Origin of the sequence: Marinobacter goseongensis (assembly GCF_023156235.1) — a bacterium.
In the GTDB taxonomy this organism is placed as follows: Bacteria; Pseudomonadota; Gammaproteobacteria; order Pseudomonadales; family Oleiphilaceae; genus Marinobacter; species Marinobacter goseongensis.
Genome location: NZ_JAKZAI010000013.1, coordinates 85,895 through 102,414 on the forward strand (window position 1 = coordinate 85,895; position 16,520 = coordinate 102,414).

A 16,520-nucleotide genomic window follows, 5' to 3' on the forward strand; every position below is an offset into this window, starting at 1 on the left:
CCATGGATAAATTACTGACGCTCTGGACAGGTAGTGGCCTGTTCAACATCGAGATCGGCCAGGTGATCATGATCGCTATTGGCCTTGTTCTTCTCTTCCTTGCGATTCGCAAGGGTTTTGAGCCTCTGCTGCTGGTGCCGATTGGTTTCGGTGGCATCCTGGCGAATATTCCGGAGGCAGGCCTGGCCCTGACTGCGGCGGAAAATGCGATCCACTTTGCGTTGAAGGGTGGCACGACCGAGATCCTTGCGGCGCTGGCAGCGCCGCTGGACGTGGCCTATCAGGCCGGACAGGCCGTTACGCCGGAATTGAAAGAAGCGTTCAAAGTGGCGGTGAAAGAGGCCAGTTATTCCGAAATGGCGATGGCAAACGCGATCGCTCAGGATTTCGGTTACGGCAATGGCATGCTGTATAACTTCTACTCGGTGGTTATCGGCAGCACCATCGGGCCTCTGTTGATCTTCATGGGCGTCGGTGCGATGACCGATTTCGGTCCTCTGCTTGCCAACCCCAAGACCCTGCTGCTGGGTGCCGCTGCCCAGTTCGGTATTTTCGGCACGGTGATTGGTGCCGCGCTGCTGGATTGGTTGGGTATTCTGGACTTCACGATTCTGGAAGCAGCCGCCATCGGCATCATCGGCGGGGCGGATGGTCCTACATCCATCTACGTGTCCAGCGTTCTGGCTCCGCACTTGCTGGGTGCGATTGCGGTGTCTGCCTACGCCTACATGGCGCTGGTGCCGATGATTCAGCCGCCGATCATGAAGGCGCTGACCAGTCAGAAAGAGCGGGCCATCAAGATGTCCCAGCTCCGCCCGGTGAGCAAGAAAGAGAAGATCGTCTTCCCGCTGGTGGTTCTGATTGCGGTGGTTCTGTTCCTGCCGGATGCGGCGCCGCTGTTGGGTATGTTCTGCTTCGGTAACCTGATGCGCGAATGTGGCGTGGTGGAGCGTCTGAGCGACACCGCCCAGAATGCCTTGATCAACATCGTGACCATTTTCCTGGGGCTGTCCGTTGGCTCCAAGCTGATGGCGGACAAGTTTCTGGACGGCCAGACGCTGGGTATCCTGGGGCTGGGCATTGTGGCCTTCGGTGTTGGTACCGCCTGTGGTGTTATGATGGCGAAGCTGATGAACCGCTTCACCAAGGAAGCCATCAACCCGCTGATCGGTTCTGCCGGTGTATCCGCGGTGCCGATGGCGGCCCGGGTATCCAACAAGGTCGGTCTTGAGGCCAACCCGCAGAACTTCCTGCTGATGCACGCCATGGGTCCCAACGTGGCCGGCGTTATCGGCTCTGCAGTGGCTGCCGGTGTGATGATCAAGCTCCTGAGCTGATCTCCACCGAGTAGTACCGAAAACCCCGCCTTCGTGCGGGGTTTTCTTTTTTCTAATGAAAATTCCGGGAATCAACCGGCAATGAACGAATCAGATGGCTCAGATCCGAAAGTTTCCCCGCCATCACATGCATAATCTCGCCTTGTCGTTCCAATACGCCCTTCACATGCAGCAGCCGCGCGGTCAGCAATGGCTTTCGCTGCCGCCGTGCAGTTTCCAGCCACACCACCACATTCACATTGCCGGTCTCATCCTCAAGAGTGACAAACGTCACGCCGGAGGCCGTGCCTGGGCGCTGGCGACCGGTAACCAGGCCGGCCACCTGAACGGGGATGCCGGCTTTGGTGGTTTTGAGCTGTTCGGCACTCAGGCAGAACTTCAGATGGCCCTGTTCCCGCAGCAGGGCGAGTGGGTGGCGCTGCAATGTGAGGCCCTGGCTGGCGTAGTCGGCAAGGACGCTCTGGCCTTCGGTGGGCTCCGGTAGCTGATGACAGTGTTCCGGGAGGTACTCTGCGGCGGCTTCCTCCGCGAACAGTTCCGTCGGTTGTTCGTGGTCCAGCAATTGCCAGTAGGCCTGGTGGCGGTTACTGGTGAAGTCGGGCATGGCGTTGGCGCCGGCCAGCAGCTCCATGTCCCGCTGATTGAGGCTGGCCAGACGGCGCAGTTCGCTGGTGGAGCGGTAGCCGGTTGCGGGCCGGTACTGGTGAAGGCGTTCGGCGCCGCTTTCCGACAAGCCCTGTATCAGGCGCAAGCCCAGCCTTAGCTGGCGGGTGGGGCCTTCCAGGGTGTGGTCCCAGTGGCTATGGTTTACATCCGGCGGCAGCACCGCCACGTTGTGGCGGCGGGCATCCTGTACCAGTTGTGAGGGGGAGTAGAATCCCATGGGCTGGCTGTTGAGCAGGGCGCAGTAGAACGCCGCCGGGTAATGACGCTTGATCCAGGCGGACACGTACACCAGCAGGGCAAAGCTGGCGGCGTGGGATTCCGGGAAGCCGTAGCCGCCAAAGCCACAGATCTGTAGATACAGGCGTTCGGCAAAGTCGGCGTCGTGGCCACGTTCGAGCATGCCGCTGATGAGTTTGTCGCGGAACGGGGTCAGGTCACCGTGGGATTTCCAGGCGGCCATAGCCCGGCGCAGCCGGTCGGCTTCCCCGGCGGAGAAGCCGGCGGCCACCATGGCCAGTTTGATCACCTGTTCCTGGAAGATGGGCACGCCCAGGGTGCGTTCAAGCACTTTCCGCACTTCGTCGTTGGGGTAATCCACCGGTTCCAGGCCGTGTTTGCGGCGCAGATACGGATGCACCATGTCACCCTGGATCGGCCCGGGGCGAACAATGGCCACTTCGATCACCAGGTCGTAATACGTCTCCGGCTTCAGGCGCGGCAGCATGTTGATCTGGGCGCGGGATTCCACCTGGAATACGCCGATGCTGTCGCCTTGTTGCAACATGGCGTAGGTGTCCGGATCTTCTGCGGGGATGTCCTGCATGGCAAAGGGTTGGCCCTTTTCCTCACTGATCAGTTCCAGCGCCTTGCGAATGGCCGAGAGCATGCCCAGTGCCAACACATCCACTTTCATCAGCCCCAGGCTTTCCAGATCGTCCTTGTCCCACTGGATAACGGTGCGACCTTCCATGGCGGCGTTCTCCACCGGCACCAGTTCCGCCAGTGGCCCGGCACTGATTACGAAGCCGCCGACGTGCTGTGACAAGTGGCGGGGAAAGCCCAGCAGGGTGTTGACCAGGGTGAAGAAGCGGTCGGCTATCCGGGGGTTTCGAGTCAGGCGTTTGTCGAGGATCTGCTGGCGCCAGTCGGTGGCCTTGTCGCGCCAGTCCACACCATTGAGCAGCTGTTCGACCAGCGCGGAATCGAACCCCAGGGCTTTGCCGACATCGCGGATTGCGCTGCGGGGGCGGTAGCGGACAACGGTGGCGGCCAGTGCCGCCCGCTCGCGGCTGTAGCGGCGGTAAATGTACTGAATGACCTCTTCACGGCGCTCGTGCTCGAAGTCCACGTCGATGTCCGGCGGCTCGTTGCGGTCCTTGGAGATGAAGCGCTCGAACAGCAGATCCACTTTAGTGGGGTTGACCTCGGTGATGCCCAGGCAGTAACACACTGCGGAATTGGCGGCGGAGCCGCGGCCCTGACACAGAATGCCCTGGCTGCGGGCAAAGGCGACAATGTCCTGAATGGTGAGGAAGTAATGCTCGTACTTCATCTCGGAAATCAGTGCCAGCTCCTTGCGGATCAGAGCCTGCACCGTCAGTGGTGTGCCACCGGGAAAACGCCGGCGCTCGCCTTCCCGGGTCAGGCGGTGCAGGAAGCTGACGGGGGATTCGCCTTCAGGCACCAGGTCGGGCGGGTATTCGTAACGTAGGCTGCCGGGCTCGAAAACACACCGCTCGGCGATGGCCAGGCTTTCTTTCAGCCAGGCCTCGGGAAATAGCCGCTGCAATACCGCCAGGGGGCGCAGGTAGCGCTCGCCGTTCTGGAACAGGTAGCGGCCGGCCTGTTCCAGCGAGGTGTTGTGACGCAGGGCGGTGAGCACATCCTGTAATGGCTGGCGTTCGCGGCTGTGCATGTGCACCTGCCCGGTGGCGGTGATCGGGCAGCGCAGGTCCGAGGACAGCTGGCCTATCCGGCACAGGTGGTGGTCTTCCCCGGATTCCAGGGTGCGGCTGGCGCCCAGCCACAGGCGATCGCCAAACAACCAGTGCAGCCACTCGCCGCTGGCCAGTGCTTCGTCGTAGCTGGCGTTGGCCGGCAGGGGTGGCAACCACAGGCACAGGCAGTCCTCGAGAGGATGAGTTTCCAGATCCTCACGGAACAACCGGTATTGGCCTTTCTCTGCCCGGCGTCGGCCGGTGGTAATCAGTTGGCACAGCTGGCCGTAACCGGCGCGGTTGCGGGCCAGCAGGATGAACTGCGGTGGGGTGCCGTTGGCCGGGGCGTTTTCAAGTTCAAACCAGCTGCCGGTGATCAGCTTTACCGGGCTGTCTTTGAGAGCCGCCCAGGCTCTGGGAATACCAGCGACGGAACAGGCATCGGTAATGGCCAGGGCACGATAGCCCAGTTCCGCTGCCTGCTCGGCCAGCTCATAGGGATGTGAGGCACCGGTCAGAAAAGTGAAATTGCTGAAACAGTAAAGCTCGGCGTAAGACATGGGCTTATCCGAACCAGCCATGGACAAACCAGCCGCCCCGCACATCCCGGAATACCCAGGCCAGCTGACCGCTACTCAGCCCGGCGATGTAGTAATCCCGGTGCACCCGCTGGCCATCCCACCAGCCGCCGCTGATTCGTTCGGGGCCGGAATACCAGGCCACCGGAGCCTCCGGCAGGGCTTGCGGGCCGTTCAGTAACCACAAGGGTCGGCGGGGCAGACTGGTCAGGTCGCTTATCGCCGGGCGCGGTTTGCGCTGAACCTCGGAGGCCGACCAGGCTCGTTCCGGGCGGTGATCCGGTTGGGGCGACAGTTGTTGCAGGGCGTCGTTGCCCAGACGGGCCTGCAGGCGGCTGATCAGTGTGTGCCAGGCTTCGTTCAGGTCCCGGGTTTCGCCCAGCAGGTCATTGCCTGCTGCGGCTTCCCGCCCGAGAAAGCGGCGCACGGATAACACCAGAGAAGCCACTGGAGCCGGCAGGGGGTGTTGCTCGAAGCGCAGGCGCATCAGGTTCAGAAATGCCTCGGCCCGGTGTTCCGGCCCGGAGGTGCGAATGCGCAAGCGGGTAGGCTCGTGATGGCGATGTGTCAGCACCAGGAGCAGGCTGTCGGTGTCCTGCTGGCGCCAGCACAGGTCTTCTTCCAGCTCCGTCAGTATGCGTTGCAGGGGAAACAGCAGGCCTTCGGCGCGCTCGATGTCCTGCACGAAATCCGCCTGCTGACGAAAGTGGTGCGGTGGCTGCCAGGGTTGTTGCGGGTCTGGCCGGCTGCCCTGAATTTTCTGCACCCGGGCAAGGGTTTCCGGTGCCAGCCGTCTGGCCAGCTCGGCGGGTGGTAAGGTCATGACTTCCCCCATTTGGGTCAGACCCAGACGCTGGAGCCGGGTCAGGGTGCGGTCGTCAAAGCCGGCGGCGGCCAGTGGCAGATTATGGAGATGCCGTTCCATATGGACCTTGTCTGCAGTGCACTGGCCCTGGCCGGCCCGAGCGCAAAGACGAGCCGCCAGAGGAGTGGCTCCGGTGGCCATCCAGGCGGTCAGATGCCGTTCCGAGAGAGCCTGTTCCAGGGTTTGCCAGACGGCGGCCAGGCCGCCGTAGAGTTTTTCCAGGCTGCCCACCTCCACCAGCAAGCCGTCGGGCGGGTGGAGCACAATGCTGGCAACATGGCGGTACAGCCAGCGCGCCTGCTCCACCAGAATCTGCTGTTCACGCCCCGGGTCCGCGTGGGCGATGGCCAGCTCGGGCACCAGGTTAATGGCGGTTTTCAGACGCATGCCCGCTTGCACACCCTGGGCCTGGGCTTGTGGGCAGGCTTGCAACACGCGCTGGGCAGACTGATCCACAACCACCAGAGCCGGTTTACTGTTCTCTTCATTCGCCTCATCACGCCCGTTGCGGGAGCGACGAATGTGATCCAGCAGCAGGTGCGGGAAATGCAGGTAAGCCCAGAGCATGATGCCGTGCCTTTATGTCAGTCAGGGAGCGGATGCGGACCAGGGGCCCTGAACCACCCGGTTCGATTCGGTGACCGGTAAATCGGCCCGTCGGCCCATGGCCAGTGTGCAACGCTGCCCGGGCCAGCTGCCTCGACGTTTCAGCACCTTGATCCGCAGGTCCTGGTGTTCGCCGGCTTCCAGCTCCAGGCGCAGAGCGGCCGGAGAACTCTGGTCGGCCAGCCTGCGGCTGCGGAACAGCACGCACACATTGCTGCCGGCCTCCGCCGCCAGTTGCAGGCGGCGGATATCCCGGGCGGCCAGTTTGCCCGGCCAGGCCAGTACCAGCCCGGTGACCGGAGAGCGCAGGCAGTTTTCCAGGGTCCAGAGCAGATCGCCGCTGTCTTCGGTGCGGATCATCACAATCTGGTCCAGATTCACTCCGTCACGGGCCAGGGCAGGGGCGTAAGGTGTGTGTGGCGGGTTCAGCCAGAACACAGTTTTGCCAGCGTGGGACAGCCGTTGCATCAGTGGCAGCACCAGCTGCAATTCGCCAATGCCCGGGGCATCCAGCAGGCATTCGCTCAGAGCTCCGCGGGGCCAGCCCAGGCCTCCGAGCTGATTGTCCAGGGCCTGATAACCGGTCGGTTCCGCCGGTTGCGTGGTCCGTGTCTGACGATGCCCCTGCCAGACACGGGCATCCTCTATCAGCGTGTTCAGAAGTTTGCTCATGGTGTTAAATTCCTGCCTGGTTTCCGGAGTACTGTTTAAATATACAGTATTCTGAACAGGGTCGAATTTCAAGAGTGGGCTTGATAATCCGCAGGCCGGCGGCCACGCTTGTAGTACACGCTACTGTTCAGGGGGAAAAGACCATGACTTCACTGGAAGGGCTGTCCTGCGAGGCCTGCAGCGCAGATGCCCCGAAAATCGGGGAAGATGAGAAGCGCAGTCTGCTGGGGGAAATTCCTGACTGGCAACTCGTTGAGCTGGATGGGGAAGAGCAGCTGCAACGGGTCTTCAGGTTTCGTAACTTTGCCGAGGCTCAGGCGTTTACCAACAGGGTCGGAGAACTGGCCGAAGCCGAGGGGCATCATCCCGCCATTCTGCTCGAGTGGGGCCAGGTGACGGTGCGCTGGTGGACTCACTCCATCGGTGGTTTGCACAAAAACGATTTCATTATGGCCGCCCGGACCGGTGCCGCTTACGGAAGCTGACCGGTGGTCCGGCACGGCAAAACCGATGGCGATGAAATCCGGCTTGCCATTTAGACCATTGGCGGTGTTTGGGGTAGCCTTGCGCATTCCCATTGCATTCAGGTGATACGCCCATGCCCGTCGAACCCTTTCAAGCTCTTGCCTGCCCGCTGGACGGAGAACCTCTGAGCCATACTGGCGCGGCCTGGCGCTGCCCGGCGGGGCATAATTTTGATACCGCCCGCCAGGGCTATATCCACCTGTTGCCGGTCCAGAACAAGCGTTCTCTTCATCCCGGTGACAGCAAGGAGATGGTGGCAGCCCGTCAGCGCTTTCTGAACGGCGGCTTTTACCAGCCCGTCGCCGATGCGGTGAATCGTCTGGTGCTGGCGGAAATGCCCGACACACACCGCTTAACCTGCCTGGATGCGGGCTGTGGAGAAGGCTATTACCTGCGCCAGTTGGCGGCGGCTGCCGCAGAACAACCAGCACTCGAGTTGTTGGGCGTGGATATCTCCAAATGGGCGGTACTGGCAGCCGCGAAACAGGACAAGCACCCGGCGTGGGTGGTGGGTACCAACGCCCGGCTGCCGGTGCTTTCGTCCTCGGTGGACCGGGTGCTCTGTGTGTTCGGTTTTCCTGTGTATGCCGAGTTTGCCCGGGTGCTGAAGCCCGGGGGGCAGTTGCTTCAGGTGGACGCCGGACCCGCGCATCTACGGGAATTGCGTGAGATCATCTACCCTACGCTGAAGCCTGAAAAAAGCGCGGTGCGCGACGATCCGGTGGGTTTTAGAGTGCTTGGCTCCGCCATGGAGCGCTTTGTCCTGACGCTGGACAGCCAGGAGCGGATTGCGGATTTGCTGGCGATGACGCCACATTTGTACCGTGCCACCGCGGAGGGGCTTGAGCGTGCTGTGGCGCTGCAGTCGTTGACGGTCACCGTGGATGTACGCCTGACCCGTTATCAATGCACACTTCCAAACCCTTCACCGGATGAAAAGGAAAGCGCCTGATGTCAGATCTGAAAGACCCCCGGGTTCTGTTCGCCGCCGAGCGCACGTTGCTGGCCTGGAACCGCACCAGCTTGTCCTTCATTGCCTTCGGATTCCTGATCGAGCGGGCGGGGCTGTTGCTCCATGCGCTGGCCCCGGAAGCGGTGGGTGCCATCAACGCGGTGCTGGCGTTCTGGATTGGCATCCTGTTCATTCTGCTGGGGGCCTTTGCCGCAGTGTGGTCATCCCGCCAGTTCCGGGCCCTGTTGCGCACCCTGACCCCCGCGGAGTTTCCCGAAGGTTACGGCTTCCGCTGGGGGCTGGTGGTGAACATGGTTGTGGCGTTTCTCGGCACCGTGCTGGTTGCGGCGCTGTTTGTGGGGCGGGTGTAGGGGTTACCCCTTCGGCCGCCGGTCACCTTCCATGATTTTTGCCACGAAAACCGACTTGCCGTAGGTTTCGAACGACCATTTCAGGGTGTCTGAGAGCACCGACATCACCTCATCATACTCGCCGAACATCTCGGTGCTCATGCGCCCGGGATGCACCTCCAGACTGGTCTGTTTCAGCCGGTCAATCAGATCCCAGATTGGTTGCTTGTAGTCGTCCTTGAGCGGGTAACAGCTCAGTTGCACAGATAGATACATGATGTCTCCCCGGGTTCAGTAACCCTTTGCGGATGAAGTACTGCGTCTTGGATCGGCGCCGCCGTAAAGCGTTCCATCCTCACCAATCAGGACGCTCTGGATCGCACCCATGGCGTTGGTGGTTTTCACGGTATGGCCGCGGTCCTCCAGTAGCCGGAGGGTGTCCGGGCTGAATCCCTGTTCAATGAAGATCGCGTCCGGCAGCCACTGATGGTGCATGCGCGGCGCGTCGACGGCGCTCTGAATGTTCATGTTGTGATCAATCACATTAAGAATCACTTGCAGGGTGGTGGTGATGATCCGCGAGCCGCCGGGGCTGCCTGTGACCAGGAAGTTGCGGCCGTTCTTGCGCACAACCGTCGGCGACATGGAGCTGAGCATGCGTTTGCCCGGTTCCACCTTGTTGGCCTCGCCGCCAATCAGCCCGAACGCGTTGGGCTCACCGGGCTTGGCGCTGAAGTCGTCCATCTCATTGTTGAGCAGGAAGCCCGCCCCGGTCACGGTAATGCCCGAGCCGTAACTGAAATTGATGGTGTAGGTGTTGGATACCGCGTTACCCCGACGGTCGACGATGGAGTAGTGGGTGGTTTCCGGGCTTTCAAAGGCGTTGGGGTTGCCGGGCTGAAGTTCGCTGGCTGGCCGAGTCTTGTCGACGCTGATGTTTTTGCGCAGCTCGGCGGCGTAGGCTTTGTCCAGCAGGCCGTCGAGGGGAACATCAACAAAATCCGTGTCGCCAAGAAACTTCGAGCGGTCGGCGTAGGCCAGTTTCATAGCTTCGGCCATGTAATGCAGGGTGTCCGCGGCGTTATGGCCGAGTTCTGCCAATGGGTAGTGTTCCAGAATGTTCAGGATCTGCAGGATGTGGGTGCCGCCGGAGGAGGGCGGTGACATTGAGAACACCTCATAGCCTCGATAGGTTCCGCGCACCGGCTTGCGGATGGACGGCTGATAGTCTTTCAGATCCGCCGCGGTGATCAGACCATCATTACGCTGCATTTCCTCGACGATCAGGCGCGCTGTCTTGCCCTCATAGAAGCCTCGGGTGCCCTGATCGGCGATGCGCTGCAGGGTGGCAGCCAGTTCCGGCTGGCGAAAACGCTCGCCCGGTGGCCAGGGTGAGCCATCCTCCCGGTAAAACGTCGCACGGCTGGCGGGCCAGCGTTGCAGGCGGTCCCGGGCCTGCTCCAGGCCTTCGGTGAAGCGTGCTGGCACGATAAATCCGTCCCGGGCCAGGCGTATTGCCGGCGCCAGCGCTTCCGGCAGTGACAGGGTGCCGTGGCGTTCCAGTGCCAGGGCCAGTCCGGCCACCGTGCCGGGTACGCCGGAGGCCAGATGGGTGAAGCGGCTGCGGTTGGGCACCGCATTGCCATCGTTGTCCTGGAACATGGTTTCGGTGGCCGCGGCCGGGGCTTTTTCCCGGTAATCGATGGCTTCAACCGGGCCGCCGTCGCCGGGGGCAAACAACATGAAACCACCGCCGCCGATATTGCCCGAGCGGGGCTGCACAACGGCCAGTACAAAGCCGGCGGTAACGGCGGCATCTACGGCATTGCCATCATTTTTCAGCACCTCCAGCGCCGCGTCGGTTGCCAGGTCGTGGCTGGTGACCACCATGCCCTTGCGGCCCTGTTCCGGGTGGTGACGTTCGCCCTCCAGAATCGCCTGCGCACACAGACTGCCGGCAACGCTTAGCAGAATGACGGCAAGCCCGGCGCGCAGGCCCGGTGAGCGGCCCCTGGAGGCGTGTGTGCGGGGTACCTGAGGTGGGTGTCTGTCCATGTGCTTGTTCCTCGTTTCTGGCGTTCAGATAGGCTATGATAGCCGGTCATTTTTACGGGTGTGAAACCTTCGCCCCCGCGTTTCCGGATCAGAACTAAGGAAAGGCTTCCATGGAGCATACCTATCGTCTTGTGATTTCCTGCCCGGACCGGGTGGGAATTGTCGCCAAGGTGAGTAATTTCCTGTCCACCTACAATGGCTGGATTACCGAGGCGAGTCACCATTCGGACACCCATACGGGCCGCTTCTTCATGCGCCACGAGATCAAGGCCAGCTCGATTCCTTTCGGTCTTGATCAGTTTCGTGCCGCCTTTGACCCGATTGCCCGTGAGTTCGATATGGACTGGCACGTGGCGGATTCCGCGCAGCCCAAGAAGGTGATCCTGATGTGCAGCAAGGAGTCCCACTGCGTGGCGGACCTCCTGCACCGCTGGCACAGCCGTGAGATCAACGCCGAGATTGTGGCCGTGATCTCCAACCACGAGGACCTGCGCCGCATGGTGGAGTGGCACGAGATACCCTACCACTACATTCCGGTGTCCCGGGAAAACCGTGACGAGGCGTTTGGCGAAATTGATGGTCTGATCGAGGGCTACGCCACGGACGTGGTGGTTCTGGCCCGTTACATGCAGATTCTGCCGGCTGCTTTGTGTGAAAAATATTCCGGTAAGGTGATCAATATTCATCACAGCTTCCTGCCGTCCTTTGCTGGTGCCAGGCCTTATCACCAGGCCTACAGCCGGGGCGTGAAGCTGATCGGCGCCACCTGTCATTACGTCACCCAGGATCTGGACGAAGGTCCGATCATCGAACAGGATGTGATCCGCATTACCCACAGCGACTCCATCGAAGACATGGTTCGCCTGGGTAAAGACGTGGAGAAGAACGTGCTGGCCCGCGGCCTGCGCTCCCACATTGAAGACCGGGTGATTACCTACCAGAACAAGACGGTGGTTTTTGATTAAGAGCGGTTCGCAATTGCCCCGGTAAGGGGCTGACTGTGTTAGTATTGGCCGCTTGTTAAAGAATAACTACGGGGCGTACAAAAAGCCCTGAAACGACTTCCAGCAAACGCAAAGGAACCTTTCTCGATGGGTGAGTTAGCCAAAGAGATCCTGCCGGTAAATATTGAAGATGAGTTGAAGCAGTCCTACCTCGATTACGCCATGAGCGTTATCGTTGGCCGGGCGCTCCCGGATGTTCGTGACGGCCTCAAACCCGTTCACCGCCGTGTTCTGTTCGCCATGTCCGAACTGGGCAACGACTGGAACAAGGCCTACAAGAAATCCGCCCGTGTGGTCGGTGACGTCATCGGTAAATATCACCCCCACGGTGATTCCGCGGTCTACGACACCATCGTTCGGATGGCTCAGCCCTTCTCCCTGCGTTATCCGCTGGTAGACGGTCAGGGTAACTTCGGTTCTATCGACGGCGACAACGCCGCCGCCATGCGTTACACCGAAATCCGCATGAAGAAGATCGCGCACTCGTTGCTGGCGGATCTGGACAAGGAAACCGTTGATTTCGTCGACAACTACGACGGCACCGAGCGGATTCCCGAAGTGCTGCCGACCCGGGTGCCGAACCTGCTGGTCAACGGTTCTTCCGGTATCGCGGTGGGCATGGCCACTAACATTCCGCCCCACAACCTGACGGAAGTGGTCAGCGGCTGTCTGGCACTGATTGATAACCCGGACCTGACCATCGACGAACTGATGGATTTCATCCCGGGTCCGGATTTCCCCACCGAGGGCATCATCAACGGCCGTGCCGGCATCGTCGAGGCGTATCGCACCGGCCGCGGGCGTATCTATATCCGCGCCCGCCATGAAATCGAGCACGACAACAAAACCAACCGTGATGCCATCATCATTACCGAGCTGCCGTACCAGCTGAACAAGGCGCGTCTGATCGAGAAGATCGCCGAGCTGGTCAAGGAAAAGCGCCTGGAAGGCATCACCGAACTGCGGGATGAGTCCAACAAGGAAGGCATCCGCGTGGTGATCGAACTTCGCCGTGGTGAAAACCCGGAAGTCATCGTCAACAATCTGTTCGCCCATACCCAGTTGCAGACCGTATTCGGTATCAACATGGTGGCACTGATCAACGGCGAGCCGAAGATTCTCAACCTCAAGGAAATGCTCGACGCGTTCGTGCGCCACCGCCGCGAGGTGGTAACCCGCCGGACCATCTACGAGCTGCGCAAGGCCCGTGAACGTGGCCATATCCTTGAGGGTCTGACCGTTGCTCTGGCCAACATCGATGAAATGATCGAACTGATCAAGGCCTCACCGAGCTCCGTGGAAGCCAAAGAAAAGTTGATGTCCAAAGGCTGGGCGCCGGGTGATGTGCTGGCGATGTTGGAGCGTGCCGGTGAAGACGCCTGCCGTCCCGATGACCTGCCGGAAATCTACGGACTGCGGGATGGCCTTTATTACCTGTCACCGGAGCAGACTCAGGCGATCCTGGACATGCGTCTGCATCGTCTGACCGGTCTGGAAACGGAGAAGCTCCAGAACGAATACAAGGAAATTCTGGAGAAAATTGCCGGCCTGCTGGAAATCCTCGGTGATCCGGACCGCCTGATGCAGGTGATCCGCGAAGAGCTGGAGGCGGTGGTGACTGAATTTGGCGACGAGCGCCGCACCGAGATCACCAGTTCCCAGCGTGACCTCACCATTGCCGACCTGATCGATGAAGAAGATCTGGTGGTGACCATTTCTCATGGTGGTTATGCCAAGACCCAGGCCGTGGAGGATTACCAGGCCCAGCGTCGCGGTGGCCGCGGCAAGGCCGCCACCTCGATGAAAGACGAGGATTTCGTCGAGAAGCTGTTGGTGGCCAATTCCCACGACACCATTCTGTGCTTCTCCAACCGCGGCAAGGTCTACTGGCTGCGTGTGTTCGAGATTCCTCGTGCCAGCCGCGCCTCTCGCGGCCGTCCGATGGTCAACATCCTGCCGCTGGACGAAGGTGAGCGTATTACCACGTTCCTGCCGGTACGGGATTACCCGGAAGACCAGTTCGTGTTAATGGCCACCTCGGCCGGTGTGGTCAAGAAGACCCCGCTGCCGAACTTCTCCCGTCCGCGCAGCAGTGGCCTGATCGCGCTGTCGCTGGATGAGGGCGATACCCTGATTGGCGCCGCCATCACCAAGGGTGATGCCGAAGTCATGCTGTTTTCCACGGCCGGTAAGGCCGTCCGCTTCAACGAAGAGGCCGTGCGCCCGATGAGCCGGACTGCCCGTGGTGTTCGGGGTATCCGGATGGCTGAAGGCCACCACGTGGTTTCCCTGATCATTCCGCAGGAAGACGGCGTGCTGCTCACCGCCAGTGAGAACGGTTACGGCAAGCGCACCGCGTTTGACGAGTTCCCGACCTACAGTCGCGGCAGTCAGGGCGTTATCGCCATGCAGTGTTCGGAGCGTAACGGCAACCTGGTGACCGCGCTGCAATTGTTCGACGGCGACGAAATGATGCTGATCTCGGACAAGGGCACGCTGGTTCGTACCCGCACTGACGAAGTGTCTGTTCTGAGCCGGAATACCCAGGGTGTGCGCCTGATCAAACTGAGCCAGGAAGATGAGCGCCTGGTGGGCGTCGAGCGAATCGCTGAAAGTGATGAGCCGGAGGAACTGGCTGAGGAATTGGCTGAAGGCGCATCCGCACCGGAACCGGGCAGTGAAGACAGTGCAGACGATGCCGGCAATGCCGAAGACGGTGCTGGCGAAGAATAACGCCAGCACCTTTCCCGGAACGACAGGTAAGACTTGAGAGATCACAGGAACATGAGCAGGGCGTATAACTTTTGTGCAGGTCCGGCAACCTTGCCGGAAAGCGTGCTGCGGCAGGCGCGGGATGAAATGCTCGACTGGCGTGGTACCGGCATGTCCGTGATGGAGATGAGTCATCGCAGTGATGAGTTCGTCGAGATTGCCGAAACGGCTGAAAAAGATCTCCGTGAATTGGCCGGAGTTTCAAGTGATTACGCTGTGCTCTTCATGCAGGGTGGAGCTTCGAGCCAGTTTGCGACTATCCCCCTGAACCTGCTGGGTGATCAGTCGTCTGCGGATTACATCAATACCGGTATCTGGTCGAAAAAAGCCATCGCAGAAGCGAGTCGGTACGGTCAGGTCAATGTGGCTGCCAGCAGCGAAGCGAGCGGTTTCACCACGATTCCGGAGCAGAGTACCTGGAACACCCGCAACGACGCTGCCTATCTGCATTACACACCGAACGAAACCATCGGCGGCCTGGAGTATGACTTCGTGCCGGACAGCGGTGCCGTACCACTGGTTGCGGACATGTCCTCCAACATGCTGTCGCGGCCGCTGGACGTGTCGAAGTTCGGAGTGATTTATGCCGGTGCCCAGAAGAACATCGGGCCGTCTGGTCTGGTGGTGGTGATTATCCGCAAGGATCTTCTCGGTAAGGCCCACAAGGAAACGCCGACCATGATGAACTACCAGGTCATCGCGGATAACGATTCCATGTACAACACCCCGGCGACCTATTCCTGGTATCTTGCCGGGCTGGTGTTCAAATGGCTGAAAGCTCAGGGGGGCGTTAAAGCCATGGGCGAGACCAATTTGCGCAAGGCGCAGAAGCTTTACGGCTTCATTGACGCCAACGATTTCTACGCCAACCCCATTGATCCCCGTTTCCGCTCATGGATGAACGTGCCGTTTACCCTGGCGGATGATGGTCTGAATGATGAGTTCCTGAAAGGGGCCAATGCCCGCGGGCTGCTGAACCTGAAAGGTCACCGTTCGGTTGGCGGCATGCGTGCCAGCCTCTACAACGCCATGCCGGAAGCCGGTGTGGACGCGCTGATTGCCTATATGACGGAATTTGCCAGGGAGCGTGGGTAATCATGAGCAATGAGCAGGCCCGTCTGGGTGAACTGAGAGACGAAATCGATCAGCTGGATCAGAAGATCATGGAGTTGATCAGCGCCCGCGCCAAATGCGCCCAGGAAGTGGCCAATGTAAAAATGGCCGCCAATCCGGAGCAGGACGTGTTTTTCTACCGTCCGGAGCGGGAGGCCCAGGTGCTGCGCCGAATCAAGGAGCAGAATCCCGGGCCCTTGTCGGGCGAGGAAATGGCGCGCCTGTTCCGCGAGATCATGTCGGCCTGCCTGGCACTGGAAAAACCGATGCACATCGCTTTCCTCGGTCCGGTGGGCACGTTTACTCAGTCAGCGGCGCTTAAGCACTTTGGCCATTCCGTGGTGAGTGTGCCGCTGCCTGCAATTGATGCGGTGTTCCGTGAGGTGGAATCCGGAGCGGCCCATTACGGTGTGGTCCCGGTGGAAAACTCCACCGAGGGCATGATTAACCACACGCTCGATATGTTTATGTCGTCGCCGCTGAAAATCTGCGGCGAGGTGCAGTTGCGCATCCATCATCACCTGTTGGTGTCGCCGGCAAACAAGGATCAGGAGATCACGCGGATCTACTCGCACCAGCAGTCGTTTGCCCAATGCCGGCAGTGGCTGGACACCCACCGTTACGGCATCGAACGGATTACCGTCAGCAGTAACGCCGAAGCGGCCCGCCGAGCCGCGGAAGAACCGGGCGCCGCCGCCATCGCCGGTGACATGGCTGCGGAACTGTACGGGCTGGAAAAAGAAGCCAGCAGCATCGAGGATCGTCCCGACAATACCACGCGGTTCCTGATTATCGGGCGTGAGGAAGTGCCGGCCAGCGGTCACGACAAGTCGTCGATTCTGGTGTCCATGCGCAACAAACCTGGCGCCCTGTACCAGTTGCTGGAACCCTTCCACCGTCACGGACTCAGTCTGACCCGGATCGAAACCCGGCCATCGCCCAGCGGTACCTGGGCGTATGTGTTCTACATCGACTTCGAAGGGCACACGGACGACGAGCAGGTGCGCAAGGTGTTGGCGGAAATCGACGAGGAAGCCGTGGAGTTGAAACGGTTGGGTTCCTACCCGATCGGGGTTCTCTAAGACGAC

General features: G+C 60.6%; 13 protein-coding genes. 8 read left to right on the plus strand and 5 right to left on the minus strand.

Features of this window, described 5'->3' with window-relative positions; genetic code table 11:
• Positions 1 to 2: 2 nt before the first annotated feature.
• Positions 3 to 1,337, plus strand: coding sequence for a sodium ion-translocating decarboxylase subunit beta (locus MLC70_RS13125; protein WP_248184453.1), 1,335 nt, complete (start codon positions 3 to 5; stop codon positions 1,335 to 1,337).
• A gap of 52 nt (positions 1,338 to 1,389) precedes the next feature.
• Here the strand turns inward: MLC70_RS13125 and MLC70_RS13130 are convergent, their stop codons facing one another.
• The 3 genes from MLC70_RS13130 to imuA are packed head-to-tail and all read right to left on the minus strand — an operon-like array spanning position 1,390 to position 6,661.
• Positions 1,390 to 4,521 carry an error-prone DNA polymerase gene (locus MLC70_RS13130; protein ID WP_248184455.1) on the minus strand — a complete coding sequence of 1,044 codons (3,132 nt, stop codon included), beginning with the start codon at positions 4,519 to 4,521 and terminating at the stop codon, positions 1,390 to 1,392.
• A complete protein-coding gene (locus MLC70_RS13135; RefSeq protein ID WP_248184457.1) occupies positions 4,505 to 5,950 on the minus strand; it encodes a Y-family DNA polymerase in 1,446 nt (481 codons plus the stop codon). The genes MLC70_RS13130 and MLC70_RS13135 overlap by 17 nt, the downstream gene beginning before the upstream one ends.
• 21 nt (positions 5,951 to 5,971) lie before the next feature.
• Positions 5,972 to 6,661, minus strand: coding sequence for a translesion DNA synthesis-associated protein ImuA (gene imuA, locus MLC70_RS13140; protein WP_248184459.1), 690 nt, complete (start codon positions 6,659 to 6,661; stop codon positions 5,972 to 5,974).
• A gap of 143 nt (positions 6,662 to 6,804) precedes the next feature.
• Here imuA and MLC70_RS13145 point away from each other — a divergent pair, with 143 nt between their 5' ends.
• The 3 genes from MLC70_RS13145 (at position 6,805) to MLC70_RS13155 (ending at position 8,509) form a co-directional block, all read left to right on the plus strand.
• A complete protein-coding gene (locus MLC70_RS13145; protein ID WP_248184461.1) occupies positions 6,805 to 7,146 on the plus strand; it encodes a 4a-hydroxytetrahydrobiopterin dehydratase in 342 nt (113 codons plus the stop codon).
• A 113-nt stretch (positions 7,147 to 7,259) separates the two neighbouring features.
• The gene (locus tag MLC70_RS13150; protein WP_248184463.1) at positions 7,260 to 8,138 is read left to right on the plus strand and encodes a putative RNA methyltransferase; all 879 of its coding nucleotides are present in this window, start codon (positions 7,260 to 7,262) and stop codon (positions 8,136 to 8,138) included.
• Complete coding sequence (locus tag MLC70_RS13155; RefSeq protein ID WP_248184466.1) at positions 8,138 to 8,509, plus strand: YidH family protein; 372 nt, start codon at positions 8,138 to 8,140, stop codon at positions 8,507 to 8,509. Before MLC70_RS13150 ends, MLC70_RS13155 begins: the two co-directional genes overlap by 1 nt.
• Positions 8,510 to 8,512: 3 nt before the next feature.
• Here the strand turns inward: MLC70_RS13155 and MLC70_RS13160 are convergent, their stop codons facing one another.
• Positions 8,513 to 8,764 carry a YkoF family thiamine/hydroxymethylpyrimidine-binding protein gene (locus tag MLC70_RS13160; RefSeq protein ID WP_248184468.1) on the minus strand — a complete coding sequence of 84 codons (252 nt, stop codon included), beginning with the start codon at positions 8,762 to 8,764 and terminating at the stop codon, positions 8,513 to 8,515.
• 15 nt (positions 8,765 to 8,779) lie between these two features.
• Entirely contained in the window at positions 8,780 to 10,543 is a 1,764-nt protein-coding gene (ggt, locus tag MLC70_RS13165; RefSeq protein ID WP_248184470.1) for a gamma-glutamyltransferase, read from the minus strand.
• Positions 10,544 to 10,653: 110 nt separating this feature from the next.
• Between ggt and purU the strand changes: the two genes are divergently transcribed.
• The 4 genes from purU to pheA all read left to right on the plus strand — a co-directional run bounded on the left by purU (position 10,654) and on the right by pheA (position 16,514).
• The gene (gene purU, locus MLC70_RS13170) at positions 10,654 to 11,508 is read left to right on the plus strand and encodes a formyltetrahydrofolate deformylase (protein ID WP_248184472.1); all 855 of its coding nucleotides are present in this window, start codon (positions 10,654 to 10,656) and stop codon (positions 11,506 to 11,508) included.
• Between the two features lie 126 nt (positions 11,509 to 11,634).
• Positions 11,635 to 14,280 carry a DNA gyrase subunit A gene (gene gyrA, locus MLC70_RS13175; RefSeq protein ID WP_248184473.1) on the plus strand — a complete coding sequence of 882 codons (2,646 nt, stop codon included), beginning with the start codon at positions 11,635 to 11,637 and terminating at the stop codon, positions 14,278 to 14,280.
• A gap of 51 nt (positions 14,281 to 14,331) precedes the next feature.
• Entirely contained in the window at positions 14,332 to 15,414 is a 1,083-nt protein-coding gene (serC, locus tag MLC70_RS13180; protein WP_248184476.1) for a 3-phosphoserine/phosphohydroxythreonine transaminase, read from the plus strand.
• Positions 15,415 to 15,416: 2 nt separating this feature from the next.
• The gene (pheA, locus tag MLC70_RS13185; RefSeq protein ID WP_248184477.1) at positions 15,417 to 16,514 is read left to right on the plus strand and encodes a prephenate dehydratase; all 1,098 of its coding nucleotides are present in this window, start codon (positions 15,417 to 15,419) and stop codon (positions 16,512 to 16,514) included.
• Positions 16,515 to 16,520 lie beyond the last annotated feature (6 nt).